The organism is Janthinobacterium sp. GMG1 (genome assembly GCF_034427795.1).
Lineage (GTDB): Bacteria > Pseudomonadota > Gammaproteobacteria > Burkholderiales > Burkholderiaceae_D > Janthinobacterium.
Genome location: NZ_JAXQNT010000001.1, coordinates 1,045,779 through 1,071,711, shown reverse-complemented (window position 1 = coordinate 1,071,711; position 25,933 = coordinate 1,045,779). Strand labels below are relative to the sequence as shown.

The following is a 25,933-nucleotide window of genomic DNA, read 5'->3' as shown; positions in this document are numbered from 1 at the left end:
AGCACGGGCAAGTTCGCCAGCCTTATCTGATTTATATAATGGAGTTTCATCTCCATATACCGTTCGATGAATTGCATTTAGAACCTGCAACAATCCCCAGATAATGCGCGGCTGCCCTCCTTTGGCAAAAGCTTTCCCCTCATCCGATTCAGTCAATTCACCGATTTCCGCAAATGGCGTTCCCACGCCAGGAATATAATTTCGAAAATATCCAGCACCCCGCTTATTCGATGGAAAACTCGAAAATAGCCGCGCCACATTGCTATGACTGGCGCTATTGGCGTCGACTACAGCATTACTTATAGAAATAGGCTTCTTTGTTTTCGGGTCGAGCACGCCTGTCCTAACCCCATTCCTATCGCGCTCCAGATTATTATTGGTTCCATCAAAGAAAAGTCCAACCCTTACTGGAATACTGCACGGCGCGCTATCTTTATTAGCACATGCCTCCTTGGAAATTTCGGATTGTTCTTTCGTCGACGGTTTTAGAAAGAAATCGACGGGAAACGGCGCGGAATTGGGAGTTTCACTGATCATAATATCAAGGAATATTGGCAGGTTTTCCGGAGTGAAGAATAGGATGAGTTTTTGCCCCCCCTCCGGCATTTGACACGACAACTCTCACCTCATCATTGGGGAAGAAATGCATATAGATATCCCCAGGCTCATCGTATTTTTCCACTTCCACCATTTTTTCTTTGATAACGTCGGTACGCCCTTCAGGCATATTCCAACGCACCAAGACTTTCATTCCCGGATACCATACCCGCGGAATAGAAGCACAACAAACATCAGCCCCCCCCGCTCCCCATCTGGCCATATTGGCTCCTCCCGCGCCATCAACCGATGCGGAATAAATATACTTCCCCGTATGGTTGACAATACCCACCTGCGCCGTCGCGGTAGGACTTGGGCCAGCTTGCTCAACCTGCCTGGCCTTGAGGGCGCAGCCGCTCAACAGCAAGGCAGTGCCAAGATACATAATCCATTTCATGATTTTCCTTTTATCAAAGTAAGTAGTTGAATGAACAAGGCTAGGCAGCCGAGCGCGCCTGCCAGAAATCGTCGGGCAGCGTGTCGAGCTCGGACAGGTAATTCGCCCCCTGGCGCGTGCGCCGCAACAGGCTGGCCATCGCAGGATGCAAGGTGAAATCATCGGCCAGCATCAAGGCCAAGGCGCTGAAATGCTGACGCTGGCCCGCCGCCTCGATGCCGCTGGCGTTTGCCACAAACAAATGACGCGCCACGCGCGCGTGGCACTGGGCCGGGGTACCGGAATGAAACAGATCCGGCTGCACATCATGCAGGTTGGCAAGGATGGCGTCGGCTTCGGCGCTATCCACCAGGGCGGCGAAGGCGTCGTCGCCGAGGGGGAATTTATCAAACTCCGCAGGAACGGGACTGGGCTGCGCCTCGCCCTGCCAACTGATCAGCGAACCATCGCGCTGCAGCGACCACCAGCAGTAAATGGGGCTCAGCAAATGCGCGGACTGCGTTTCAGTCAAGGCTGCCAGCAAGGCCGGCAATGTGCGGCTATCGGCCCAGCGCACGGGCCATTCGACGGTATCTGGCGTGATGGCAATCAAATAGGGGCGCAGATGCTGCTCCAGCTGGTCGATATCGAGCGTGCTGGCGATGATGCTGAGCATGGGCTTGCCTGCACACAGCGAAAACAGGCGCTGCAGCCACTCGGCCTGCTCGCTGCTTGTCGATGGCGCCGCCATTAAATGCGGTGCGGCGCTCTTGAAGTTTTGCAGCGACGTGTGCGCATACAGCGACTGGCGCCGTAAACGGCTCGGGTAGCGCTTGGTAAAAAATTCTTCATCGCAGGCACCGTCCAGCAGCGCCAGCAAATGCAAGGGCTGGCCGCCGTTCGCCACCGCCGCTTCCGCGCACAAGGCCTGCAGTTGCTGTGCGATCTGCGCTGGAACTGCAGGGTCAGGAAGATCGATGGCAAAGTACATCATGGCTCCTTTTCTAGGCTGCCGTGGGCGCGACAAACGGGCTGCCGCTACGCAAGGCCGCCAGCAGGCACGCTTTGCAGACGCTCGCAGGCAGCGCAGGCAATGGATAAGCGAGCCGCTCCGGCCCGATAAAACTCTTCTTGCCAGCATGCACCGTGATCTTGCCCGGGCACTGCACGGTGATGTTGCCGCCCTCGATGGTGATGTTGGCGCCTCCCGCCGTCGACAGGCGGATGCTTTTCGCCGCCGCCCAGTCGATGTGCGCGGCGGCGCTGACGATATTGACTTCCTCGCGTGCCTGCACGTTGAGCACGTCGGCCTGCGCCTGCAGGTCGATGGCCTGCTTGGCGGCGATCAGTTGCAGGCCGATATTGTTCTCGCCCGCCTTGACGACGCCGGCCAGCGCGCCGATGGCCTGGCCGCTGTGCACGCGCAGCTGGCCGCCGCCGACGAATTGGGTGTCCTGGCCGCTCATCAAGGAGGTGGTTTCGCCATTGACCAGCTGGATATCCTGGCCCGCCAGCACGCCCAGGCCGGCGCGGGCGGCGATGGCGATGATGGCGTCGCTGCTGTGCGGCAGCTTGTCGTCGCCGGGGCTGGTCGGCTTGCCCGCCGCGTCGCGCCTGGCGGCGGCCGTATCGTCCTGGCTCAGCATGCCGGAGACGCTGGTCAGAAACGCCGGCAAGGGCGCCGCCTTTTCGTCGAGCACGCTGGCATTCGCCTTGGCCGGGCCCAGGTGGCTGGCATACGCGACCGTCTTGTGCGTGACGGCGGCGGCGCTGAAGGTTGCACCCAGCTTGGCTGCCTGCTTGAGCAAGACCATGCCGGGCGCATTGTCGCCGGCCGGATCGCGCGCCTGCGCGTCGTGGTTGACGAGGTAGCTGGAAATCAATAGCCCGGCGCCGGCCCGCACGGCGCCGTAAGCGTCCGTGCGCAGCTCGGCGCCCGTGCCGCGCAGGCTGCCCCGGTAATTATCGGCCGCATGGATCAGGTGGCCAAGATTGAGTTCGCTTGCCGCATGGCTGCTCTTGAGCTGGATGCGCCCCTGCTGGTCGGTATCGTCGAACAGCAACTGGTTATAGCCAGAGCCGGAGCCGGCGGCGCCGAATTCCTTGCTGCGAATACCCCATTGCGCCGCGCCGTTGCGGTGACCGGCGCTGCCGCCAGCCGCGCCATGCCAGAGCGGGCTGTTGCCGCCGGCCACGTTGCCCTGCGCCGATGGCGCATGGTCACGCGCCGGCTCGAAGACGCTGGCGTCCGCAGGCTTGTCCGTGATGCCGCCCGGCGTGGGCGCGACGCCGCCCTCGCCTTGCCCGTTGTACAGGGCGCCGACGATGATGGGCCGGTCGATATCGTTTTCCAGGAATTGCACCAGCACTTCCTGGCCGATGCGCGGCAGGAACTGGCTGCCCATGCCGCCGCCGGCCGAGCGCTGCGCCACGCGCACCCAGCAGGTGGCGCTGCCGTCAAGTTGCCAGTGGAAACGGATGCGCACCCGGCCCAGCTTGTCGCAATGGATTTCGCTGCCGCCGCTGGCGCTGGTGCCGCCGTCGGCGCCGACGACAATGGCGCTCTGGCTGCCGCAGGCCGTCGGTTTCGGGTGGTGGCGCGCGTCGCCGCCGTCATGCACGGGGCGCCATGGCGTTGCCGCGGCAAGCATCTCGATGCAGTTGGCGTAACCGCTGGCTTTCGCCTGGGCAATCGCGGCGGCAAAGTCGGCAAAGCCGTCGCCCAGGCCTGGCATGGCTTCTTCCAGCAATTCGGGCACTGGGCCGAACAGTTCTGCCAGCGCCTGCGACGCGGGCGCCGGCAGGTTGTTGATGCCGATGCTGGCCACGCGGAGCACGACATAGTCGGACGCGGCACCATCGGCCTGCGGCAACGGCCCCTGCGTCAGGGTGAACCGCGTGCCGGCGCGCAGGGTGCGTACTGTCGAGCGCGCCTGCCACAACTGGGCGCGCGCTTCGCGCGACTGCATCTGCAACGCGGCATAGTGCTGCGCCTGCGCGCCATTCGCATACCAGTACTGGCCCGGCGTATCGTAACTTTCCAGCACGGGGGCATGCTTGCCGCCGATGGCCATATTCGTCGGCACGCTGGCGGCGACCGCCTTCTTGGCCTTGTAATCGTAGCTCAGTACGCTACTCAGCCCGACGTGCAGGCTGCGCCGCGCGCACAGCGCTTGCACGCTGTCGCTCGCTTCGCCGGCCCTGGCGCCATGAAAGCGCAAGCCGCCGTCTTGCGCGCTGCTGGCGTCCTCGGGCGTGGCGCAGGGCTGGCTGCTGTCGGCGAACAAAATCAGCGCGTGCGCCTCGAAGCGCCAGGCGATGCCCTCTTCCGTCAGCAGCCGGCGCACGAAATCGAAGTCCGATTCCCGGTACTGGCAGCAATAGCTGCGCTCGCCCGCCTGCCGCATGCACTGCGCCACCTCGTCGCTCCATTGCCACAGGGCATGCGGCGCATAGGCTTGCAATACCTCGTCGACGATGGCCGTCACGCTCCGGTCTTGCCATACGCGGCTGTTACGCACTTGCGTCAACAGCCACAGCCAGGGCGTGATGCGCAAGCGGTAGCGCGCCAGGCCTCCATTGCTGCCCAGCATGGCCGCCGCGCTGATATAGCCGGAAAACTGCGTGCGCGTGCCGTCGGCCAGGCTGATATGCAGGCTGGCAGGCTGGCCCAGCAGGGAGGCCAGCGCAACATGGGCATTCGTGGACAAGACGATAATCTCGCGCGCGCCAACCTCCTGCAGCCGTTCATCGGCGGCAAAGGCTTCGACCAGCAAGCCGCTGTCCTGGCCATCGTCGCCGATGGACAATGCATACAGGCGCGTCGCGCCATTGAAGGCGGCTACCGCGCTAACGATATCTTGTGTCAAAGGATGCTCTTCATCTGGAAAGTGGCATCGCACATTGCTTATCAAAACAATGTGCAAAATAAACAAGTCCAGGCAATTATGCGCGAGTTCTCAAAAAAGCAAGATTCAATTGAACAAGTAGTGCGCGGGGAAGACAATAGTCGATGCTTCAGGCAATGGATTCGGTACAATACTCCGGCAAGCCCATTCACTCTTTCCCGTGCAGCCATGAACCAACTCGAACAACTGAAGCAATTTACTACCGTGGTGGCCGACACCGGCGACTTCCAATCGATCCAGGCTTACACGCCGCGCGATGCGACGACGAATCCGTCGCTGATCCTGAAGGCCGTGCAAAAGGATGAATACAAGCCGCTGCTGGAAAAGGCCGTGCGCGACCATCCGAATGCCTCGACCGCCGAAATCATCGACCGCCTGCTGATCGCCTTTGGCGTGGAAATCCTGCAAACCATTCCCGGCCGCGTCTCCACCGAAGTCGATGCGCGCCTGTCGTTCGATACGGAAGGTACTGTCGCCAAGGGCCGCGACCTGATCGCCCTGTATTCGAACGCCGGCATTCCACGCGAACGCGTGCTGATCAAGATCGCTTCCACCTGGGAAGGCATCCGCGCCGCCGCCATCCTGGAAAAGGAAGGCATCCGCTGCAACATGACCCTGCTGTTCTCGCTGGCCCAGGCCATCGCCTGCGCCGAAGCGGGCGCCCAGCTCATTTCGCCGTTCGTCGGCCGCATCTACGACTGGTACAAGAAATCGACGGGTATCGACTACATGGGCGCGGAAGATCCGGGCGTGCAATCGGTACGCCGCATCTACAATTACTACCGCAAGTTCGGCTACAAGACCGAGGTGATGGGCGCGAGCTTCCGCAACACGTCGCAAATCCTCGAACTGGCCGGCTGCGACCTGCTCACCATCAGCCCCGACCTGCTGCAAAAGCTGGCCGACAGCGATGCGCCGGTGGAACGCAAGCTGAGCGCCGAAGCGGCGCCGTCGACCAACATCGTGCAAATGTCGCTGAACGAAGAAGCCTTCCGCTTCATGATGAATGAAGACGCGATGGCGACGGAAAAACTGGCCGAAGGCATCCGCGCCTTCTGCGTCGATTCCGGCAAACTGAAACAGATGATCTCGGCACTGCGCTAATCACGACGTGCGTAAAAAAAGCGGCGTCCGTGCAGTGCACGGCGCCGCTTTTTTGCATGGCATCGCGGCCAGGAACAATGGCGCTACAATAAACATCCACCACCAGCCTCCCGCGCATGTTGCTTACTTCGTCCGCCATCACCATCCGCCTGGGCCGCCGCGCCCGCGCCCGCATTGCCGACAACGGCTTGCGCGCGAGCGACATCGCCATCGTGCCTGCCGCCGCGGGCGGGCCGAAAGGCTTGATCCTGCACCAGCTCGATTGCTGGCTGTTCGGCGATTTTCTGGCGCAGGCGCCGCGTCCGCGCCACTTCGTCGGCGCCTCGATCGGCGCCTGGCGCATGGCCGCCGCCGTGTTTCCCGACCCGGTGGCCGCGCAACGCCGCTTGGTGCGCGCATACGTGGGCCAGCGCTATCCAGACAAGCCCGAGGCGGCGCACGTCAGCCGCACTTGCCGCGCCCTGCTCGATGCCGTCCTCGATGGCCAGGATGCGCAGCTGCTGCGGCATGCGCAACATAGTCTGTCGGTGCTGGCCGTGCGCGGCATCGGCGCGCTGGCGCAGCCGGGCAAATGGCGCGACCGGCGCGGCTTCCTGCTGGCGGCCGCCGGCAACGCCGTGGCGCGGGCGCGTCTGGCCGCCTCGCTGGAACGAACCGTGTTCCATGCCGGACCGGACGGTGCCAGCTGGCTGCGCTCGCGCTTCGACGCCTTTCATTCCCACTTCGTGCCGCTGGCGCAGGACAACCTGCGCGACGCGCTGCTCGCTTCCGGCTCCATCCCGCTGGTGCTTGACGCCGTGACGGACATCGCCGGCGCCCCGCCCGGGCGCTACTGGGACGGCGGCCTGGTCGACTACCATCTGCACCTGCCCTACCAGCGCGAACCGGATCTGGTGCTGTACCCGCATTTTGCCAACCATGTCGTGCCGGGCTGGCTGGACAAGGCCATGCCCTGGCGCCGCGCACGCAGCGGCGATAGCGCACTCGACAACATGATCCTCGTCTCGCCCTCGCCCGCCTTCGTGGCCAGCCTGCCGAATGGCAAACTGCCGGACCGGCGCGACTTCCCGCACTACGGCCAGGATCATACGGCGCGCATGCGCGACTGGCGCCGCGCCATCGCGGAAAGCGAACGCATGGCGGCCGCCTTCGCCCGCTGGGCCGAGCAGCCCGACCTGCGCCAGGCGCTCGACCTGTAGCACGGGCGAGACTGCAACAGGCGCCAAAACAAGCGCGCTTTTCCCTCGCCTATTGGTCACTTATCAGTGCATACTATGTCGCACAGGCAACCTTCAATCCCTCTGCGACAGGAGTTCCAACCATGCACGCCCTTTCCCACCTTCGTATCGGCACGCGCCTGGCTGCAGGCTTCGCGCTGGTGCTGCTGCTGTCCGTGATTTCCACCTCGTACGCGCTGTACAGCGCCAGCGTGAACGCCGAAGCGACGCGGCAAATGATGGAAAAACCGCTCGCCAAGGAACGCCTCGTCTCGGACTGGTACGTGCTGATTTACTCGGCCATCGCGCGCACCTCGATGATCGCCAAAAGCACGGATGAAACGCTGTCAAGCGTGTTTGCCGACACCATCGCCGACAGCACGAAACAGGGCAGCGAACTGCTGAAGAAAATCGAGGCGCTGCTCGACAGCGACGAAGAAAAAGCCATCTTCAAATCCTCCATCGCCGAACGCGTCAAATACCAGGACGCCAAGACCCTGGTGATGAATGCGCGCAAGGCCGGCAACACGGCGCAGGCGGAAAGTGCCTACCGCGACAGCTTCGCGCCCGCCGCCGCCAAGTACCAGAACAATGTCAAGGCCCTGCTGTCGCAGCAGCGCCAGGCCATCGACGCCACGGCGCAAGCGATCGAGGCGGCCAACGGGCGCAGCTTCACCCTGCTGCTGACCCTGTGCGTGCTGGTGGTGGCGCTGGGCAGCGTCTGCGCCTGGCTGATCACACGCTCGATCACACAACCGTTGAAGGCCGCCGTGAAGGTCGCCGAAACGGTGGCCGACGGCGACTTGCGCACGCATTTCGGCACGCCCGCCAGCGATGAAATCGGCGACCTGATGCGCGCGCTGCACGGCATGAACGAGGCACTGCGCAAGGTAGTGTCGGAAGTGCAGACGGGTACCAATGCGATTGCCACGGCGTCGGGCGAAATCGCCGCCGGCAACCAGGATCTGTCGGCACGCACGGAGCAGCAGGCCAGTTCGCTGGAAGAGACGGCATCGTCGATGGAAGAACTGACCAGCACCGTGAAGCAGAATGCGGACAATGCGCGCCAGGCCAACCAGATGGCGGTGGCCGCCTCCGGCGTGGCCGAACGGGGCGGCAGCATCGTCAGCCAGGTGGTCGACACCATGGGCGCCATCGATACGGCATCGACGAAAATCGTCGACATCATCGGCGTCATCGACGGCATCGCCTTCCAGACGAATATCCTGGCCCTGAACGCGGCCGTCGAAGCGGCGCGCGCTGGCGAGCAGGGACGCGGCTTTGCCGTCGTCGCCACGGAAGTGCGCAGCCTGGCGCAGCGCTCGGCCGCGGCGGCGCGCGAAATCAAGACCCTGATCGGCGACTCGGTGGAGCAGGTCAACAACGGCACGCGGCTGGTGCAGCAGGCCGGCAACACCATGGGCGAAGTGGTCGACAGCGTGCGCCGGGTCACCGACATCATGGCCGAGATCACTGCCGCCAGCGCCGAGCAAAGCATGGGCATCGACCAGGTCAACCAGGCCATCGCGCAGATGGACCAGGTGACGCAGCAAAATGCGGCCCTGGTGGAAGAAGCGGCGGCAGCCGCCGAAAGCATGCAGGACCAGGCCGCGCGCCTGGCGCAAGTGGCGGCCGGCTTCCAGCTCGAACACATGGCCGCAGCGGCGCCGGTACGCACCGCTCGGTCGGCGCCCACCCGGCTGGCCAAGCCGGCGGCCAACAGCACCACCGCCAGGCAGCCAGTCATCGCGGCAAGAAGCGCGCCTGCTGCGCGCAAGCCCCAGGCGCAGGTGGCTGGCGAGCAGGATTGGGAAGAGTTTTAAGGCGGGCAACAGGGTCCGTCAAAAGGGTTTGACAGCGCCCTGGCGCGCGAGGATACTGGCTTCAGGTGGGATGGCGCTCCACCGGCAGCGATACGTGTTGCGCCTGACATCGTTCTGCGGGAGCACGAACATGAAAAGTATCCGCCGCGTCAGCGAACAGCTGCGCCTGGGCTTCCTGTCCCCCTTGCTGCTGTGCGCAGCCCTTGCCGGCTGCGCCACGGTGCCCGCCACACCGCCTCCACCCGACCTGTTCAACGATGCCAGCTTTGCCGCGCCGGCTGTGCCGGTCGACCCGCAGCAGGCGTTTGCCATGAGCGACGCCATGCGGCTTTACGTGCGTGTCGATATCGCGCGCGAGGCGCGCAGCAAGAATCCCCGCCGCGCGCTGGCCGAGGCCCTGCGCAACCGGGCCGGGCTGCAGCTGGAATATGATGCCGCCATGACGCGCACGGCGGCACAGACATTCGATGCGCGCAGCGGCAATTGCCTGTCGCTGGTCCTGATGACGGCAGCACTGGCCAAGGAGATGGGGCTGGAAGTACGTTACCAGGTGGTCCTGGGCGAAGAGAGCTGGAGCCGCAGCGGTGGCATGTATTTCGTCGCCGGCCACGTCAATCTCGCGCTGGAACGCCGCCCCCTCAGCAATGCGGTCGGCTACGATTCCGACGCCATCCTGCTCATCGACTTCCTGCCTGGCGAAGACCTCACCGGCCAGCGCACGCAGGAAGTGCGCGAGGCAACCATCGTGGCCATGTACCTCAACAATCGCGCCGCCGAAGCCATGGCCAGCGGCGAACTCGATCAAGCCTACTGGTATGCCCGCGCCGCCATCCTGCAAGACCCCACGTTTGCGGGCTCCTTCAATACCTTGGGCATCATCCAGCTGCGCCACGGCGATACCGAACCGGCGCGGCGCACGCTCGCTTACGCACTGGAACGCTCGCCATCGAACACCGTGCTGCTGTCCAACCTGGCGCAGGCACTCGACGGCCTGGGTCGCGCGGAGGAAGCGCAGCTGCTGCGGCGCAAATTGCTGGCCCTGCAGCCGGAGCCGCCCTTCCACTTTTTCAACCAGGGCCAGCGCGCCATGGAAAGCGCCAACTACCAGGAAGCGGCACGCCTGTTCAAGCGCGAGATCGCGCGTGACCCCTATTACCATGAATTCCACTTCTGGCTGGCGCAGGCGTATGCGCGCATGGGACAACCCTCGCTGGCGGACAGGCAGCTGGAACTGGCGATGGACAACAGCACCACGCGCGGCGAGCACGGGCTGTACGCAGCCAAGCTGCAGCGCCTGCGCGCCGCCAGCGCGCATTAGCGCATCAGGCAGCGTCAGTCTTCCAGGAACATCTGCTGCAGGTCATTCAGGAAGGACAATCCCAGCGCCGTCGGATGGATGACCTGGTGGTCGCGGTACAGCAAGCCTTTCGCTTCGGCCGCATTCAGCGGCTGCTCGATGGCGTTGAGGGCCAGACCCGTGCGCTCGGCGAACAGGTTCGGCGAAAAACCCTGCGTCAGGCGCAGGGTATTGAGCATGAATTCAAAACCCATTTCCTCGCGCGCCAGTTCGCGCTCTTCCTGCACGGGGCTACCGGCCAGTACCGCGTCCATGTAGGCGCGCGGCTGCTTGTAGCGGGCCTGGCGCAGCACGCGGTGCGGGAACGAGATTTTACTGTGCGCGCCCGCGCCGATGCCCAGGTAGTCGCCGAATTCCCAGTAATTGCGGTTGTGCTTTGCCTGGCGGCCCGGCTGCGCATACGCCGACACTTCATAGCGGCCATAGCCCGCCTGCGCGGCGCGCGCGGCCACCATGTCGGCGATGTCCGCGCTCTCGTCATCGTCTGGCAGCACCGGTGGATACTTGGCGAACAAGGTGTTCGGTTCCAGTGTCAGGTGGTACAGCGACAAATGCGGCGGCGCGAACGACAGCGCCGTGTCCAGGTCCTGCTGCGCTTCGGCCAGGGTTTGCGTGGGCAGCGCATACATCAGGTCGAGATTGAAATTGTCAAAGTTGGCGTGCGCGATCTCCACCGCGCGGCGCGCTTCGTCATCGTCATGGATGCGGCCCAGCGCCTGCAAATGGCGGCCATTGAAACTCTGGATGCCGATCGACAGGCGGTTGATGCCGCTGGCCCGGTAAGACTTGAATTTTTCCGCTTCGAAGGTGCCCGGATTGGCTTCCATGGTGATTTCGCAATCGGGCTCCAGGGGTAGCAAGGTGCGCACGTCCGACATCAGCCGGTCCAGGCCCGCCGCCGACATCAGGCTGGGCGTGCCGCCGCCGATGAAGATGGTGTGGATCTTGCGGCCCCAGATCAGCGGCAGCGCCATTTCCAGGTCCAGGCGCAGGGCTGCCAGGTATTCGGCTTCCGGCAAGTCGCCGCGCACCTCGTGGGAATTGAAGTCGCAATACGGGCATTTTTTCACGCACCACGGGAAATGGATGTACAGCGACAGCGGCGGCAGCGCCGTCAGGTTCAGCGCGCCCGGCTGCAGGTATTTCAGGGCCGCTCCGGCCGCGCCGGAAATGCCTTCCTGCGGCGCGGGAGCGGTATTCGGCTTGGCTGCCGACCTGGCAACGGCGCCCACCAGTTTGATCGGGATCATCGCAGTTTTTCCACCAGCGCGCGCAGGGCCTGGCCACGGTGCGACAGCGCGTTCTTTTCGTCGGACGTCAGTTCGGCCGCGCACTTGCCCAGCGCGGGAATGAAGAAATGCGGATCGTAGCCGAAGCCGCCGTTGCCGCGCGGCGCGGCGGTCATCACGCCATTCCAGCGGCCGTCGGCGATCACGGGCTGGGGGTCATCCGCATGGCGCACGTACACCAGCACGCAATAGTAGTATGCGGACTTGTCGGCATGCGCTTCCAGGTCGGCGATCAGCCTGGCGCTGTTGGCGGCATCCGATTTCGGCTCGCCCGCATAGCGGGCCGAGTACACGCCCGGTGCGCCGCCAAGCGCATTGACGCACACGCCGGAATCGTCGGCCAGCGCCGGCAAGCCCGTCAGGCGCGACGCGTGGCGCGCCTTTTGCAAGGCGTTTTCAACGAAGGTGTGGAACGGTTCGTCGCTTTCCGGCACGGCGTACTCGCCCTGGGCATGGACGGAAAAGCCGATGGTCGAGAGAAGCTCATTGAATTCCTTGAGCTTGCCGGCGTTATTGGAGGCGAGGATGAGGCGTTGGGTCATGTCAGTAGTCCGGTTGAAGTGCCGACATTGTAAACCTTTTGCGCTCCCCTCACCTTGGCCCGCCGCCGAGTTCAACGGCGGCAAGTGTGGGCTTTTTGCCCGGCGCCGCGGGCAGTGATGTGTAAATTTATGTAAAGATTAAATGCCGAGGGCTTGCTTCTGCAGGGTGATCAGGTCGGCGATGCCGCCTTGCGCCAGGTCCAGCAGGCGGTTCATGCCGGCGCGGTCGAACGCGGCGCCTTCGGCCGTGCCCTGCACTTCGATGAAGTGGCCCGCTTCCGTCATCACCACGTTCATGTCCGTGTCGCAGCCCGAGTCTTCCACGTAATCGAGGTCCAGCACCGGCATGCCCTGGTAGACGCCCACCGAAATGGCGGCGACAAAGCTTTTCACGGGAATGGCGGTGATCGCGCCGCGTGCCTGCAACTGGGAAAACGCGTCATACGCGGCTACCATGGCGCCCGTGATCGAGGCCGTGCGCGTGCCGCCGTCGGCCTGGATGACGTCGCAATCAAGGTGCAGTGTGCGTTCGCCGAACGCCTGCAAATCAAAGGCGGCGCGCAGCGAGCGGCCGATCAGGCGCTGGATTTCCTGCGTGCGGCCCGACTGCTTGCCGCGCGCCGCTTCGCGGTCCATGCGCGTGTGCGTCGAGCGCGGCAGCATGCCGTACTCGGCCGTCAACCAGCCCTGGCCCTTGCCTTTCAGGAAACCCGGCACCTTGTCTTCGATGCTGGCGGTACAGATGACCTTGGTGTCGCCGCACTCGATCAGCACCGAGCCTTCGGCATGCTTGGTGTACTGGCGGGTGATGCGGATGGCGCGCAGCGCGTCGACGGCGCGGCCGCTCGGGCGGGATTCAAATGTCATGGGTTGTCCTGTGTGATTGGGGTTGCGGCAGCGATTTTACCACCGCGCGCGCGTCTGTTTGCAGTCATGCAACAGCGCAGGACGCAATGGCGCGCGGCGCACACATGATCCCTACAATCCTGCCCCGCCAAACACAATTTTCTTTACAATGCCGTAAAACGCACACTATTCAGCAATTTTCAGGCCATCAGACCATGCGGTTCTGTTTTTGCGGCGCGGGCGGTATTGCCTGCGCTGGCTGATTAAGTGTATAAGTGACTGTATACAAGACCAAATCGGGGAATCCTTTGAGCATTTCAAGCATGACAGGCTACGCGGTTGCCACCAGCGAAGGTGCTGCAGGCACACTGACAATTGAAATCAAGAGCGTCAACTCACGCTTTCTCGACCTGCAATTCCGGATCAACGACGATCTGCGGGCCCTGGAGCCTGACTTGCGCGCCGCCGTCATGTCCGCCATCACGCGCGGCAAAGTCGAGGTACGCCTGAGCTTTGGCCGCAAGGCCGCCACAAACGGCACGCAAGCGCTGAACCTGCCCCTACTGGCAGAACTGGCGCGCCTGCAAAACGAAGTGGGCCAGCATTTTGTCTCCGCTCCCGTCATGACGGTGGCCGAACTGCTGCGCTGGCCTGGCGTCATCGAAGAAGCGCAAGTGGGACAGGAGTCCCTGCAGGCGGACGTGGGCGCGCTGACCCGCCGCACCGTGGCCGCCTTCGTCGACAGCCGCAAGCGCGAAGGCGCCGCGCTCGAAGCGGTGCTGGTGTCGCGCATCGAGGCGATGGAAGCCATCGTCAAGCGCATCACGCCATTGATTCCGCAAGTGGTGGCGGCCTTCCAGCAAAAAGCCATCGAGCGCATGCAGGACGCGCTGGGCCTGGCCAGTCAGGGCTCGAATTCGGCCCTGTCGCGCCAGGACGCCATGGAGCGCATCCGCCAGGAAGTGATTTTGTACGGCATCCGCATCGACGTGTCGGAAGAGCTGGCGCGCCTGTCGGCCCACCTGGGCGAAACGCGCCACATCCTCACCAAGGGCGGGCAAGTGGGCAAGCGCCTCGACTTCATGATGCAGGAACTGAACCGCGAAGCCAACACGCTGGGCGCCAAGGCGTCCGTCAAGGAACTGGCCGACGCCTCGATGGACTTGAAGCTGCTGATCGAGCAGATGCGCGAACAGGTGCAGAACCTGGAGTAAGCTCCCTTCAGGCCAGGCGCGCTCCGGCGCGCCCCTTGTCGCTGGCGGCGATGACGACGCAGGCGACAAACAGCACGATGCTGTATTCCACGCCGCCGGCGCCATGCTCGCCCACGAACCAGCCCTTGGCCGCATGCACGATGGCGATGCCGCCGATGCAGATCACCATCAGCCCGGCCGCCGCCCAGCGCGTGTACTTGCCGACGATGAGCAAACTGCCGCAAACGATTTCGACGACGGTAATTGCCCACACCACGGCCAGGCCGTAAATGAATCCCTTGTCTTCCAGGAACCCGGCAAAACGGGGGATGGTGCCATTGGCGATGCGCGTGATGGCGTGCGCCATGAACATCACGGCGATGGCCACGCGCAGCAGCAACATGGCCTGGGCAGAACTGAGAAACGGAAAATTCTTCATGCGCGCATCCTGTCGGTAAATAGTTATCAAGAAAAAACCATTCCAAATTAAATAACTATTTCCTCAAGATAACAAGCAAAATATGCGCAAGCCTGGCGGCAAGGCGCATCGCGGGGCTGGCTCGCCGCCTTGCCTCTTGGTAAAATACCGAATTGGGCGGCGGCCATGCAAGTGCACACGCCGCCATCACACGCATATGGAAAGATCCGCATGAGCCACCCTACCGCCTTCTCCGGCAGCCTGTTCGTGGTCGCTGCGCCATCGGGCGCAGGCAAATCGACACTGGTCAATGCATTGCTGGCGCAAGAGCCCGGCATCAAATTGTCGATCTCGACCACCACGCGCGCGCCCCGTCCGGGCGAGCAGCATGGCCGCGAGTACTATTTCACGACGGCGGAAGACTTTGTCGCGCGCGCCGACCAGGGTGAATTCCTGGAATGGGCAGAAGTGCATGGCAATTACTACGGCACTTCGCGCATCATGGTGGAACAGCAAATGCTGGCCGGCACCGATATCCTGCTGGAAATCGACTGGCAGGGCGCGCGCCAGGTGCGCAAGCAATTTCCCCGCGCGGCCGGCATTTTCATCCTGCCGCCATCGATCGATGCGCTGGAAGAACGCTTGAACAAGCGCGGCCAGGACGAGCCGCACGTGATCACGCGCCGCCTGCTGGCGGCCGGCGGCGAAATCGCACACGCTCCCGAGTTCGAGTATGTTATTATCAATGAAGAGTTTACGGTCGCTTTGTCCGAACTGAGCGCGATCGTGAGAGCGGCCCGTTGCCGGTTTGCGCAACAAGCGGCCCGCAACGCATCGCTATTCGCCCAGCTGGGCCTGCACGCAGAATAATCGTCTCTGCACGCCAGTTCACACAGCGCCCCGCACCACGCACACAATTTAGGAGTTACTATGGCCCGTATCACAATCGAAGATTGCCTGAAGCAGATCCCTAACCGTTTCCAGCTGACCCTGGCTGCGACTTATCGCGCACGTCAGTTGTTGCAAGGCCACACCCCCAAGGTCGAAGCCAAGGACAAGCCTACCGTTGTCGCACTGCGTGAAATCGCTGCCGGTAAAGTCGGCATCGAAATGCTGAAAAAGGTCCCGATGTAGTGGGAACCCGCGTGCCGGAACAGTGCTGACCCCTGGTTCTACCGTATCCTTTATTCACACTGTGAAGCAACGCGACGTTTTATGAGTCTGACCCCAGCCGACACGACTTCCGCAGCACTGCCGCCCCTGGCCTCGCGCCAGGCGGCAAAATCGCAGGGCGCTTCCGCGCCCGGCACCGGCACGTCCGGCAGCAACACCCCCGCAGTACCGCCAGCGCCCGCCTTGGGCGTGGCCTCCGTCAGCCACCTGGCCGACAAGCTGGCCGAATACCTTTCCCCTGCCGACCTGAAAAAAGTCAAGGAAGCCTACCGCTTCTCCGACGAAATGCACCTGGGCCAGATGCGCCGCTCGGGCGAGCCGTATATCTCGCACCCGATCGCCGTCGCCGAAATCTGCGCCGACTGGAAGCTCGACGCGCAAGCCATCATGGCCGCCCTGCTGCATGACGTCATGGAAGACCAGGACGTCAAGAAGGATGAATTGATCGAGCGCTTCGGCGCACCGGTGGCGCACCTGGTCGACGGCCTGTCGAAGCTGGAAAAGATCGAATTCCAGAGCCAGATCGAAGCGCAGGCGGAAAACTTCCGCAAGATGCTGCTGGCCATGGCGTCCGACGTGCGCGTGATCCTCATCAAGCTGGCCGACCGCCTGCACAATATGCGCACCCTGGACTTCATGACGGCGGCCAAAAAACGCCGCATCGCCAGCGAGACCATGGAAGTGTACGTGCCGATCGCGCACCGCCTCGGCCTGAACAACATCTACCACGAGCTGCAGGACCTGTCGTTCTCGCACCTGTATCCGATGCGCTACCGCACGCTGGCGAAAGCCGTCAAGGCGGCGCGCGGCAACCGGCGCGAAGTGGTCAACAAGATCATGGAAGCGGTGAAAAGCACCTTGTCCATGGCCGAACTCGAGGCCGACGTCACGGGCCGCGAAAAGACCCTGTACGACATCTATAAAAAGATGCGCAGCAAGCATTTGTCGTTCTCGCAAGTGCTGGACGTGTACGGCTTCCGCGTGGTGGTGGGCAGCTTTGCCGACTGTTACGTGACCCTGGGCACCCTGCACAGCCTGTACAAGCCCATGCCGGGCAAGTTCAAGGATTACATCGCGATCCGCAAGCTGAACGGCTACCAGTCGCTGCACACGACCGTCATCGGCCCGTACGGCACGCCCGTCGAATTCCAGATCCGCACGCAGGAAATGCACCGCACGGCCGAGTCCGGCGTGGCGGCGCACTGGCTGTACAAGAGCGGCGAATCGAACCCGTCCGACTTGCAGCAGCGCACGCATGCGTGGCTGCAATCCTTGCTCGACATCCAGCAGCAGACGGGCGACTCGGCCGAATTCCTCGAACACGTCAAGGTCGACCTGTTCCCCGATTCCGTCTACGTGTTTACGCCGAAGTCGAAGATCATCGCCCTGCCGCGCGGCGCCACGGCCATCGACTTCGCCTATTCGATCCACACGGGCATCGGCGACCAGACCGTGGCCGTCAAGATCAACAACGAAACCTCGCCCCTGCGCACCGAGCTGCATAATGGCGACATCGTGGAAATCATCACCGATTCCTCGTCGCGCCCCAGCCCGACCTGGCTGTCGTTCGTGCGCACCGGCAAGGCCCGTTCGGCCATCCGCCACCATTTGCGCACGATCAACCTGCCTGAATCGATCGCCCTGGGCCAGCAATTGCTGTCGCAAGCGCTGCAGACCCTGAACATCGACGCCGACCTGCAAGCGCCATTGGTCGAACGCCTGCTCAACGAGTCGAGCGCCAATTCCATGGACGAGCTGTACGCGGACATCGGCATCGGCAAGCGCATGGCCACCCTGGTGGCGCGCCACATCTTCGGCTTGATCGGCGGCGAAGCGGCCAGCATGCCGGTGGAACACAATAGCGGCAGCGAACTCGACCCGGTCACCATCTGCGGCAGCGAAGGCGTCTCCGTGCAACTGGCGCCATGCTGCTTGCCGATTCCCGGCGACCAGATCATCGGCCAGCTGCGCCGCGACCAGGGGCTGCTGGTGCACACCAGCGACTGCTCGCAAGCGAAGCGCCAGCGCGCCAAGGAACCGGATCGCTGGATCGCCGTGCGCTGGGGAACCGAACTGAACCGCCGCTTCGACTGCCGCATCAAGGTGCTGATCAACAGCGAGCGGGGCATCCTCGCCCGCGTGGCCGCCGAAATCGGCGAGTCCGACGCCAACATCATCTATGTCGGCATGGACGAAGACAAGGACAACGTCCTCGACCAGCTGCGCTTCACCGTGCAAGTCAAGGACCGCGTCCACCTGGCCGCCCTGCTGCGCAATGTGCGGCGGGTAGCGGGTGTCAATAGAATATTGCGCGAACGAAATTAAAAAACGGCTGGCCAGATTCTCTGCCCAGCCGTTTTTTCATACCGATCACATCACTTCAAGCCTCCCCCGGCGCCGGATACGTCACTTCCAGCAACTCCAGTTCCTGCTCGCCCAGCGGCGTGGTGAGGGTGATCACGTCGCCTTCGCGCGCCTTGGTGATGGTGCGGGCCATGGGCGAGACCCAGCTGATCTTGCCGTTCAGGGGATCGAATTCATCGATGCCGACGATGGTGATGGTATGCGTTTCGCCGTCGCTGGTGCGGTAAGTCACCGTGGCGCCGAAAAACACCTGGTCGTTGCCATGGTGCACGCTGGGGTCGACGATGGCGGCCAGGTCCATACGCTTGGTGAGGAAGCGGATGCGGCGGTCGATTTCGCGCAGGCGCCGCTTGCCGTAGATATAGTCGCCATTTTCCGAACGGTCGCCATTCGACGCCGCCCAGTGGACAATGCGCACCACTTCCGGACGGTCGACGTCGATCAGCTGCAGCAACTCTTCCTTGATGCGCTGGTAACCGGCCGGCGTGATGTAGTTCTTGGCGCCGGCGGGAATGGCCAGCGCCAGCGCGGCCGCTTCTTCATCGTCGTCGTTGTCGGATTCTTTTACAAAGGCTTTATTCATCTGCCTATTGTAGCCCCGCCAGGGAGCCACGGGCACACGGGATGCGGGGGCAAACGGGCTTTTTTGACGTATCATCGTGGCAATCGCGGCAAACCTGCGCCGCACACGGAGACGGATGAAAAAATTCTACAGAGTCAGGCGCTGGCTGTTCGCGCCACTGGTCTACCTGGCCGCCATCTTCCTGCTGATCGAGGAATGGCTGTGGGCGACCGGGGCGCGCCTGATGCAGGTGATCGCGCAATTTCCGCCCCTGCATGCGCTGGAAGCGTGGATCAAGCGCCTGCCGCCGTACTGGGCGCTGGCCATCTTCGTGCTGCCGGCCGTGCTGCTGTTCCCCGTCAAACTGCTGGCCCTGCTGGCCATCGCGCGCGGCCATGCATTTTCCGGCATCGGCGTGATCGTCATCGCCAAGCTGGGCGGCGCGGCCGCCGTGGCGCGCCTGTACAGCCTGACGCGCCCTACCCTGTTGAGTCTGCCATGGTTTGCGCGCTGGCATGGCCTGTTCATGGAAACCAAGGACCGCTGGATCGCCCGCCTGCGCGCCACGCGCCCCTGGCGCCGTGTCAGCCGCCTGTCGGCCGCACTGGGCCGCGCCCGCCGTGCCTGGTGGCAACGCTTGCGCAAGGGCACGCCAGGACGCCATAACTCCCGCCCGGCCAGGGTGCTGCGCCGTTTCGCCGCCTTCTGGCGCGCCCGCCGCTGATGAAGAAAGGCCACTCCATGCACGACACTCCCCGGCTGGCCCCCGCCATGCGCGCGGCGGCGCCGGAAATTTACCTGTACGACGCGGCCAGCTTGCAATTGCTGGACGCCAACGATGCCGCTTGCGACAACTTGCAGTATGCGCGCAAGCAATTGCTGGCGATGACGCCCTTCACCCTGGCGCCGCAGCTGGACGCGCAGCAACTGGCCGCCGTGCTGGCGACCTTGGACGACAGCATCGGCGCGCAGGCCTTGCTGCACGTACAGCAGCGCCGCCGCGATGGCAGCCTGTATTCGCTCAGCCTGCACCTGTCGCGCGCCAGCCGCCAGGGACGCGCCCTGCTGCTGGCCGAGGGCGAAGACTTGCGCACGCCGCAGGCGACGGCCGCCGCCCTGGCGCAAGTACAGTCGCGCTTTAACGCCATCGTCTCGAATACGCCGGGCCTCGTGTACCAGTTCTGCCTGCATGCGGATGGGCGCGCCGCCTTCCCCTACCTGAGTGATGGCTGCCAGGCCCTGCTGGGTTTGGGGCCGGCACAGCTGCACGCGCACCCGGAACTGTTTTACCAGTTGATCCTCGCTGACGACCGCGCCTCGTATCTGGAATCGATGCAAGCCTCAAAAAGCGCCTTGTGGAGCTGGAACTGGGAAGGCCGCATCTGGATCGATGCCTGGAAGGATGTCAAATGGATCAACCTGCGCTCCACGCCGCGCGCGCTGGCCGATGGCACGGTGCAGTGGGAAGGCATCATGACGAATATCACGGAAAGCCGGCTCGAGCAGATCGAAGTGCGCCAGTCGCGCGCCCGCCTGGCCGAGCTGACTGCGCACATCGACAAGGTCAAGGAACACGAACGCACGCGCCTGGCGCGCGAACTGCACGATGACCTGGGCGGCAATTTGACGGCGATCAAGATGGCGCTGGCCATGCTGGCGCGCCGCTTGCCGCCGGACGACCCGCAGTTGCAGGAAAAGGCCGACTATGTCGATGCCCTGGTCGACCGCAGCATCGACGCCGTGCACCGCATTTCGCTAGACTTGCGCCCCTCCATGCTGGACCTGGGCCTGGTCGCCGCGCTGGACTGGCAGGTGAAGGAATTCGCGCGCCAGGCCGGCATCGAATGCCAGTTCATTTCAAACCGCCAGCACATCGAACTGGAACTGGATCAGGCGACCAGCCTGTTCCGCATCGCCCAGGAGGCGCTGACGAATATCGCCAAGCATGCGCAGGCAAGCAAGGTCAGCGTGCGCCTGGCCCGGCAGCGTCAGCATATCAGCCTGTCGATCGCCGACAATGGCGTCGGCATGCGCCTCTCCGACCGCGCCAAGCCGCAATCGTTCGGCATCCGCGGCATGGCCGAACGCGCCGCTGCGCTGGGCGGCACCCTGAGCCTGATGGACGGGCCGGACGGCGGCACCATCCTGAGCATAAAAATCCGGCTGACCACGCCGCGAGAGGCGATAATAGCGGCTGCAGCCAGCGCACCAGCGCAGAGCGGATCGCCATAAGGCCACAGGGCCGCCGCAGGGCGCAGAGATTCAGATAGGAAACAACGCAGTCATGAAAGAAAAAGCCACCATCCGGGTATTCATCGCCGACGATCATGCGATCGTGCGCGAGGGCTTGAAGCAAATCCTCGCCGACACGAAAGACATCATCGTGGCCGGCGAGGCCGAAAATGGCCACGACGCCATCAAGCTGTTCCGCGGCTCGAAATGCCAGGTGTTGCTGCTCGACATCTCCCTGCCCGACCGCAGCGGCATCGAGGTGCTCAAGCAGATCAAGAAGGAAAAGCCGGAACTGGCCGTGCTGATGCTCTCCATGCACCGCGAGGATCAGTACGCCATCCGTTCGCTCAAGGCGGGCGCGGCCGGCTACCTGACAAAACAGAGCGCGCCGCGCGAGCTGGTCACGGCCATCCGCCAGGTGGCACAGGGCTTGAAATACATCAGCGCCTCGCTGGCGCAGGAACTGGCCAACACGGTGGGCGAAGACCACGAAACGGCCTTGCACGACACCCTGTCGGACCGCGAATACCAGACCCTGGTCATGATCGCCTCCGGCAAGGCCGTGGGCGCCATCGCCGAAGAACTGAAATTGTCCGTGAAAACCGTCAGCGAATACCGCGCCCGCTTGCTGGTCAAGATGAAACTCAAGAACAGTGCCGAACTGACGCATTACGCCATCCGCAACCAGCTGGTGGATTGACGGCAAAGTGGCATGCACGCTGGCATCGGGCGAATTGACAGGACTTCTCCTTGCTTCTCGCACAATAAGTTCTTTGCCAACTCGCATATCATGAGGATAATTAGAAATATCTAAAAAGGCTGTGCCTACATGTCCAGTAAATTGCCAACTTCACCAGCAAGCGCTCCCGCTGGCGCCACGACGACCGCCGCCGCTGCGGCGATGAACCCTGCCGATATCGCCCGCGAAGCGTTTCGCCGCCTGGCCACGCGCCGCATCGCCCCGACGCCAAGCGCCTACCGCGATATCTACAATGAAATCGCCGGCATCAGCGAACCGGCGGAGACGCCCGGCGCACCCGCCGCCGTACTGGCCGCCAGCGCACCCACGGAAAGCAGCGCGGAAAATGTTCTGACGCAGTTTGCCGCCAAGATGAGCGAATCGGCGGGCGAACTGGGCGACTTTGGCCGGCGCTTCCAGCGTGCCCTGAAAGCGCGCGACTGGGACAGCTATGCGCGCACCCTGGCACAACTGGCGGAAAAACAGGTCAAGAAAGGCGGCGGCATCGAATTGCCGCCCCTGCCGGACGGCGAACAGACGCGCACCCTACGTGAATTGCTCAGCCGTACCCTGGGTTTTGCCGTCGCCACCTTGCTCACGGGCACGCCCGCGCTGGTGGAAGAAGCCGAATCGCTGGGCGCGGCCATCAAGCTGGCCCACACGGAAGAGGCGCTGAACGAAGCGGCCCTGCGCCTGAAACAGCTGTGCTACCAGATCGAATTGAAAAGCGGCGACACGGCCGAGCAGCAGGAATTGCTGCTGCGCCTGTTCAAGTTGCTGCTGGACAACGTCAGCCAGTTGCTCGACGACGACAGCTGGCTGCGCGGCCAGGTCGATGCCGTGCAAAACCTGATCGCCGGCCCGCTCGACCAGCGCGCGCTGGAAGACGCCACGCGCAGCCTGAAGGAAGTCATCTACAAGCAAGGCCAGCTCAAGCACAGCCTGTCCGACGTCAAGCTGACGGTCAAGAACATGATGATGACCTTCATCGACCGCCTGGGACAAGTGGCGGCCAGCACGGGCGATTTCCATGAAAAGATCGGCGGCTATTCCGAAAAGATCAGCCAGGCGGAAAATATCAGCGAACTGAACAGCGTTCTCGACGAAGTCCTGCGCGAAACGCGCATGGTGCAGAACGAAGCCTTGCGCGCGCGCGACAAGATGGTGCTGGCGCGCCAGGAAGTGCAGGATGCGGAACAGCGCATCCACACGCTGGAAGCGAAGCTCCAGCATATGAGCGAACTGGTGCGGGAAGACCAGCTGACGGGCAGCCTGAACCGCCGCGGCCTGGACGACGTGTTCGAGCGCGAGACGGCCCGCTCCGACCGCCGCGGCACGCCGCTGTGCATCGCCATGCTGGACCTCGACGATTTCAAGCGCCTGAACGACACCTACGGCCACCTGGCCGGCGATGCGGCGCTGAAACACCTGGTCAAAATCGTCAAGGAAACCCTGCGCTCGATGGATGTCATCGCCCGCTTCGGCGGCGAGGAATTCCTCATCCTGCTGCCGGAAACGACGGTCGAGGCCGCCTCGTCGACGATGACGCGATTGCAGCGCGAGCTGACCCGGCATTTCTTCCTGCACGACAACGAAAAAGTCTTGATCACTTTTTCCGCCGGCGTGGCCCTGCGCCTGCCCAACGAAGACCAGGCCGAGCTGGTCAAACGCGCCGACCGCGCCATGTACCAGGCCAAGCAGACGGGCAAGAACCGCGTGGTGGTGGCGGACTGAACCCTGGCGCTTCGCCGCATGCCGTCCCGCCACCCGGCCGGACGGCACAATCATGGCAAAAACAATAACATCTTTCCCCCTCCGGCACGCCGCCAGCCTCCGCAACATATAAAAATAAAACTATTTTTACCCTCAAGTTTCTTTAAACCCTGTCGTCTAGCGCGCGGCCGGCGGCAAACTGAAGGGCTAAAAATTAAAATTTAAAGCACTTTTCGCCATAAATTTTCCCGCAGAGCAACCGTTACCCTAAACAACAGCGGCTTGATTGTCCCGGAACAGCGGGGCAGGCCAAAGTGACTAGCACATAGCGCAATGTAGTACCTGTTTGGAGAATTATCATGGCTGCAGTAATTAATACCAACATCTCGTCCCTGAATTCGCAACGCAATCTGTCGACCTCGCAGTCGGCCCTGAGCACCTCGCTGCAACGCCTGTCCTCCGGCATGCGCATCAACAGCGCCAAGGATGACGCCGCTGGTCTGGCAATTTCCGATCGTATGACGTCGCAAATCCGCGGCATGACCCAAGCAACCCGCAATGCAAACGACGGCGTTTCGCTGGCTCAAACGGCTGAAGGCGCGTTGGCAAGCTCGGGCGACATCCTGCAACGTATCCGCGAACTGGCCGTGCAATCGTCGAACGCCACCAACTCGTCGAGCGACCGTCAGGCGCTGCAAACCGAGGTAGGCCAGCTGGGTTCGGAACTGAACCGTATCGCCCAAACCACCTCGTTCAACGGCCAGGCGCTGCTGGACGGCACCATGGGTACGGCCAACTTCCAGGTTGGCGCAGATGCCAATCAGCTGATTTCCGCCAGCGGCGCGAACTTCCTGACCAACACCTACGGCAACAACCGTATCGCCAACGATGCATCGGCTGTCAAGAAAGATGCCGTCGGTAATGCAGTCGTCGGCAAGCTGACGATTTCCGGCTCCATCGGCACCACGACCGTCGACACGACGGCCGCCGTCGCCGAAACGGCACCAGGTGCAGGCGATGCCATCAAAGGCAGCACGGCCAAATCCGTCGCCGCCGACATCAACAGCCAAACGGCGAAAACGGGCGTCACCGCAACGGCACAAACGGACGTCAACCTGAACCTGGGCGCCGAATCGTATTCGTTCTCCATCGGCTCGGATAACGCCAAGGGCGTCACCGTATCGTTCGCCGTCAGCGGCACCGCATCGACCGCAGCCGACTATGCCGCAGGCATCAACGCCATCAATGCCCAAACGGCAAAGACCGGCGTGACCGCCCAGTACGACAGCGTCAACAAGGGCATGAAGCTGACCAATGCATCGGGCGAAAATATCGCCCTGACGCAAGGCACGACGGCCAACACCAAGTTCGACGTCGATGGCTACAAGGCCGATGGCAAGGTCCAAGCCGCAGCCCAGTCGATCATCACCGCAGCCGCCGCTGCCACGGTCAACGGCCGCGTGACTTTCGACTCGCAAAACAGCTTCTCGGTCACGGAAACCACCACTACCGGCCTGGCAATTGGTAAAGCAACGGCACAAGGTTCGACCCTGAACTCCGTGTCGACCCTGGACGTGACGACGTTTGACGGCGCGCAGCTGGCACTGAAAATTGCCGATGCAGCACTGGCAACGGTCAACGGCCAACGCGCCCAATACGGTGCTTTGCAATCGCGCTTCTCGTCGGCGATTTCCAACCTGCAATCGACCACGGAAAACCTGTCCGCATCGCGCAGCCGCATCGTCGATACCGACTTTGCATCGGAAACGGCCAACATGACCCGCGGCCAGATCCTGCAACAAGCTGGTACGGCCATGCTGGCGCAAGCGAACTCGCTGCCAAACGGCGTCCTGAGTCTGCTGCGCGGCTAATCTCCGATTAGCCAGGCAACAGCGCAGGACTCGATTCCCCTGCCGGATTTTTTCGGCAGGGGAATTTTCACTAGGAGAGCACCATGACTATCGACACGATAGCGGCCGCCTCCGCGGCCAGACTAGACAAGAGTTATGTGTCTGCGGATACGTCGCCGGCACGCCCGGCAGCACCCCGCAACGCCACGGAAAACGCTACGGTTGCACCACAGCAAGCCAGCAAGGAGCCCAGCCGCGAGCAGCTGGACAAGGCGGTATCGGAGCTGAACCAGTCGTCGCAGATGAAGACGCAAGGCCTGGAATTTTCCATCGACGAAGACAGCCAGCGCACGGTCGTCAAAGTCATCGACCAGGAAACCAAGGAAGTACTGCGCCAGATTCCTACCAAGGAAGCCCTGGAATTGTCCAAAACCTTCGATTCGGCCAAAGGTTCGCTGATCAGTCAAAGCGCATAGCGATGGCATGGCACACGGACATGCGACATCGTGGCAATACGCATCGGCATGACCACGGGGTCCGATAGCCTGGCTATCCGGCCCCGATTTTATTGCAACCAACACAACACGTCCCCGCCCCTTTCCCGCTTTTTCGCTCCCGCTGAAAACAGCG

General features: G+C 62.9%; 22 protein-coding genes and 1 pseudogene. 14 read left to right on the top strand and 9 right to left on the bottom strand.

Translation table 11 applies throughout. From position 1 onward, the window contains the following. The 4 genes and pseudogenes from SJI03_RS04885 to SJI03_RS04870 form a co-directional block, all read right to left on the bottom strand. Window positions 1–537, bottom strand: a pseudogene (locus SJI03_RS04885) (DUF2235 domain-containing protein); the annotation flags it as partial. A 4-nt stretch (window positions 538–541) separates the two neighbouring features. Beyond that, window positions 542–994 carry a DUF3304 domain-containing protein gene (locus SJI03_RS04880; protein ID WP_158301269.1) on the bottom strand — a complete coding sequence of 151 codons (453 nt, stop codon included), beginning with the start codon at window positions 992–994 and terminating at the stop codon, window positions 542–544. A gap of 40 nt (window positions 995–1,034) precedes the next feature. Continuing rightward, the gene (locus SJI03_RS04875) at window positions 1,035–1,967 is read right to left on the bottom strand and encodes a DUF4123 domain-containing protein (RefSeq protein ID WP_322426416.1); all 933 of its coding nucleotides are present in this window, start codon (window positions 1,965–1,967) and stop codon (window positions 1,035–1,037) included. 10 nt (window positions 1,968–1,977) lie between these two features. Continuing rightward, window positions 1,978–4,842: a type VI secretion system Vgr family protein gene (locus SJI03_RS04870; protein WP_322426415.1), complete on the bottom strand. Its 2,865-nt coding sequence runs from the start codon at window positions 4,840–4,842 to the stop codon at window positions 1,978–1,980. A gap of 207 nt (window positions 4,843–5,049) precedes the next feature. On the opposite strand from SJI03_RS04870, the gene tal reads away from it, so the two are divergent. From tal to SJI03_RS04850, 4 genes are all read left to right on the top strand, one after another. Next, window positions 5,050–5,985 (top strand): transaldolase, encoded by a 936-nt coding sequence (tal, locus tag SJI03_RS04865; RefSeq protein ID WP_034787048.1) that lies wholly within the window; start codon window positions 5,050–5,052, stop codon window positions 5,983–5,985. Between the two features lie 116 nt (window positions 5,986–6,101). Further along, on the top strand, window positions 6,102–7,184 hold the full coding sequence (locus tag SJI03_RS04860) for a patatin-like phospholipase family protein (RefSeq protein WP_322426414.1): 1,083 nt from the start codon (window positions 6,102–6,104) through the stop codon (window positions 7,182–7,184). Between the two features lie 122 nt (window positions 7,185–7,306). Continuing rightward, window positions 7,307–9,025: a methyl-accepting chemotaxis protein gene (locus tag SJI03_RS04855; protein WP_322426413.1), complete on the top strand. Its 1,719-nt coding sequence runs from the start codon at window positions 7,307–7,309 to the stop codon at window positions 9,023–9,025. 130 nt (window positions 9,026–9,155) lie between these two features. Beyond that, window positions 9,156–10,343 (top strand): tetratricopeptide repeat protein, encoded by a 1,188-nt coding sequence (locus SJI03_RS04850; protein WP_322426412.1) that lies wholly within the window; start codon window positions 9,156–9,158, stop codon window positions 10,341–10,343. A 14-nt stretch (window positions 10,344–10,357) separates the two neighbouring features. Here SJI03_RS04850 and hemW read toward each other — a convergent pair whose 3' ends face one another. From hemW to rph, 3 genes are all read right to left on the bottom strand, one after another. After that, entirely contained in the window at window positions 10,358–11,632 is a 1,275-nt protein-coding gene (hemW, locus tag SJI03_RS04845; RefSeq protein ID WP_099377926.1) for a radical SAM family heme chaperone HemW, read from the bottom strand. After that, window positions 11,629–12,213, bottom strand: coding sequence for an RdgB/HAM1 family non-canonical purine NTP pyrophosphatase (rdgB, locus tag SJI03_RS04840; RefSeq protein ID WP_322426411.1), 585 nt, complete (start codon window positions 12,211–12,213; stop codon window positions 11,629–11,631). Before rdgB ends, hemW begins: the two co-directional genes overlap by 4 nt. A gap of 138 nt (window positions 12,214–12,351) precedes the next feature. After that, the gene (gene rph, locus SJI03_RS04835; protein WP_289945333.1) at window positions 12,352–13,080 is read right to left on the bottom strand and encodes a ribonuclease PH; all 729 of its coding nucleotides are present in this window, start codon (window positions 13,078–13,080) and stop codon (window positions 12,352–12,354) included. A gap of 302 nt (window positions 13,081–13,382) precedes the next feature. Between rph and SJI03_RS04830 the strand changes: the two genes are divergently transcribed. Further along, entirely contained in the window at window positions 13,383–14,273 is an 891-nt protein-coding gene (locus tag SJI03_RS04830) for a YicC/YloC family endoribonuclease (RefSeq protein ID WP_099377928.1), read from the top strand. 7 nt (window positions 14,274–14,280) lie between these two features. Here the strand turns inward: SJI03_RS04830 and SJI03_RS04825 are convergent, their stop codons facing one another. Then, on the bottom strand, window positions 14,281–14,691 hold the full coding sequence (locus SJI03_RS04825; RefSeq protein ID WP_322426410.1) for a DoxX family protein: 411 nt from the start codon (window positions 14,689–14,691) through the stop codon (window positions 14,281–14,283). Window positions 14,692–14,901: 210 nt separating this feature from the next. On the opposite strand from SJI03_RS04825, the gene gmk reads away from it, so the two are divergent. From gmk to SJI03_RS04810, 3 genes are all read left to right on the top strand, one after another. Beyond that, window positions 14,902–15,540 carry a guanylate kinase gene (gmk, locus tag SJI03_RS04820; protein ID WP_077407781.1) on the top strand — a complete coding sequence of 213 codons (639 nt, stop codon included), beginning with the start codon at window positions 14,902–14,904 and terminating at the stop codon, window positions 15,538–15,540. A gap of 60 nt (window positions 15,541–15,600) precedes the next feature. Next, window positions 15,601–15,804: a DNA-directed RNA polymerase subunit omega gene (rpoZ, locus tag SJI03_RS04815; protein ID WP_010400723.1), complete on the top strand. Its 204-nt coding sequence runs from the start codon at window positions 15,601–15,603 to the stop codon at window positions 15,802–15,804. Window positions 15,805–15,885: 81 nt separating this feature from the next. After that, complete coding sequence (locus SJI03_RS04810) at window positions 15,886–18,168, top strand: bifunctional (p)ppGpp synthetase/guanosine-3',5'-bis(diphosphate) 3'-pyrophosphohydrolase (RefSeq protein ID WP_322426409.1); 2,283 nt, start codon at window positions 15,886–15,888, stop codon at window positions 18,166–18,168. Window positions 18,169–18,223: 55 nt separating this feature from the next. Here the strand turns inward: SJI03_RS04810 and greB are convergent, their stop codons facing one another. Next, a complete protein-coding gene (greB, locus tag SJI03_RS04805) occupies window positions 18,224–18,790 on the bottom strand; it encodes a transcription elongation factor GreB (RefSeq protein WP_099377931.1) in 567 nt (188 codons plus the stop codon). 115 nt (window positions 18,791–18,905) lie between these two features. Between greB and SJI03_RS04800 the strand changes: the two genes are divergently transcribed. The 6 genes from SJI03_RS04800 (at window position 18,906) to SJI03_RS04775 (ending at window position 25,779) form a co-directional block, all read left to right on the top strand. Continuing rightward, window positions 18,906–19,493 (top strand): hypothetical protein, encoded by a 588-nt coding sequence (locus SJI03_RS04800; RefSeq protein WP_289898645.1) that lies wholly within the window; start codon window positions 18,906–18,908, stop codon window positions 19,491–19,493. Between the two features lie 17 nt (window positions 19,494–19,510). After that, window positions 19,511–21,001, top strand: a complete 1,491-nt coding sequence (locus SJI03_RS04795; protein ID WP_322426408.1) for a sensor histidine kinase — start codon at window positions 19,511–19,513, stop codon at window positions 20,999–21,001. Between the two features lie 52 nt (window positions 21,002–21,053). Next, the gene (locus SJI03_RS04790) at window positions 21,054–21,701 is read left to right on the top strand and encodes a response regulator transcription factor (protein WP_034753998.1); all 648 of its coding nucleotides are present in this window, start codon (window positions 21,054–21,056) and stop codon (window positions 21,699–21,701) included. 201 nt (window positions 21,702–21,902) lie between these two features. After that, a complete protein-coding gene (locus tag SJI03_RS04785) occupies window positions 21,903–23,474 on the top strand; it encodes a GGDEF domain-containing protein (protein WP_322426437.1) in 1,572 nt (523 codons plus the stop codon). A gap of 338 nt (window positions 23,475–23,812) precedes the next feature. After that, entirely contained in the window at window positions 23,813–25,324 is a 1,512-nt protein-coding gene (locus SJI03_RS04780; RefSeq protein WP_322426407.1) for a flagellin, read from the top strand. An 83-nt stretch (window positions 25,325–25,407) separates the two neighbouring features. Then, the gene (locus tag SJI03_RS04775) at window positions 25,408–25,779 is read left to right on the top strand and encodes a flagellar protein FlaG (RefSeq protein WP_322426406.1); all 372 of its coding nucleotides are present in this window, start codon (window positions 25,408–25,410) and stop codon (window positions 25,777–25,779) included. Window positions 25,780–25,933 lie beyond the last annotated feature (154 nt).

Coding starts and splice junctions, on each gene's coding strand:
- rph (WP_289945333.1), bottom strand. CDS start 13,080: ATGACATTTGAATCCCGCCCGAGCGGCCGCGCCGTCGACGCGCTGCGC.
- hemW (WP_099377926.1), bottom strand. CDS start 11,632: ATGATCCCGATCAAACTGGTGGGCGCCGTTGCCAGGTCGGCAGCCAAG.
- greB (WP_099377931.1), bottom strand. CDS start 18,790: ATGAATAAAGCCTTTGTAAAAGAATCCGACAACGACGACGATGAAGAA.
- SJI03_RS04825 (WP_322426410.1), bottom strand. CDS start 14,691: ATGAAGAATTTTCCGTTTCTCAGTTCTGCCCAGGCCATGTTGCTGCTG.
- gmk (WP_077407781.1), top strand. CDS start 14,902: ATGAGCCACCCTACCGCCTTCTCCGGCAGCCTGTTCGTGGTCGCTGCG.
- tal (WP_034787048.1), top strand. CDS start 5,050: ATGAACCAACTCGAACAACTGAAGCAATTTACTACCGTGGTGGCCGAC.
- rpoZ (WP_010400723.1), top strand. CDS start 15,601: ATGGCCCGTATCACAATCGAAGATTGCCTGAAGCAGATCCCTAACCGT.
- SJI03_RS04855 (WP_322426413.1), top strand. CDS start 7,307: ATGCACGCCCTTTCCCACCTTCGTATCGGCACGCGCCTGGCTGCAGGC.
- SJI03_RS04860 (WP_322426414.1), top strand. CDS start 6,102: ATGTTGCTTACTTCGTCCGCCATCACCATCCGCCTGGGCCGCCGCGCC.
- SJI03_RS04785 (WP_322426437.1), top strand. CDS start 21,903: ATGAACCCTGCCGATATCGCCCGCGAAGCGTTTCGCCGCCTGGCCACG.
- SJI03_RS04775 (WP_322426406.1), top strand. CDS start 25,408: ATGACTATCGACACGATAGCGGCCGCCTCCGCGGCCAGACTAGACAAG.
- SJI03_RS04850 (WP_322426412.1), top strand. CDS start 9,156: ATGAAAAGTATCCGCCGCGTCAGCGAACAGCTGCGCCTGGGCTTCCTG.
- rdgB (WP_322426411.1), bottom strand. CDS start 12,213: ATGACCCAACGCCTCATCCTCGCCTCCAATAACGCCGGCAAGCTCAAG.
- SJI03_RS04810 (WP_322426409.1), top strand. CDS start 15,886: ATGAGTCTGACCCCAGCCGACACGACTTCCGCAGCACTGCCGCCCCTG.
- SJI03_RS04795 (WP_322426408.1), top strand. CDS start 19,511: ATGCACGACACTCCCCGGCTGGCCCCCGCCATGCGCGCGGCGGCGCCG.
- SJI03_RS04800 (WP_289898645.1), top strand. CDS start 18,906: ATGAAAAAATTCTACAGAGTCAGGCGCTGGCTGTTCGCGCCACTGGTC.
- SJI03_RS04875 (WP_322426416.1), bottom strand. CDS start 1,967: ATGATGTACTTTGCCATCGATCTTCCTGACCCTGCAGTTCCAGCGCAG.
- SJI03_RS04880 (WP_158301269.1), bottom strand. CDS start 994: ATGAAATGGATTATGTATCTTGGCACTGCCTTGCTGTTGAGCGGCTGC.
- SJI03_RS04790 (WP_034753998.1), top strand. CDS start 21,054: ATGAAAGAAAAAGCCACCATCCGGGTATTCATCGCCGACGATCATGCG.
- SJI03_RS04780 (WP_322426407.1), top strand. CDS start 23,813: ATGGCTGCAGTAATTAATACCAACATCTCGTCCCTGAATTCGCAACGC.
- SJI03_RS04830 (WP_099377928.1), top strand. CDS start 13,383: ATGACAGGCTACGCGGTTGCCACCAGCGAAGGTGCTGCAGGCACACTG.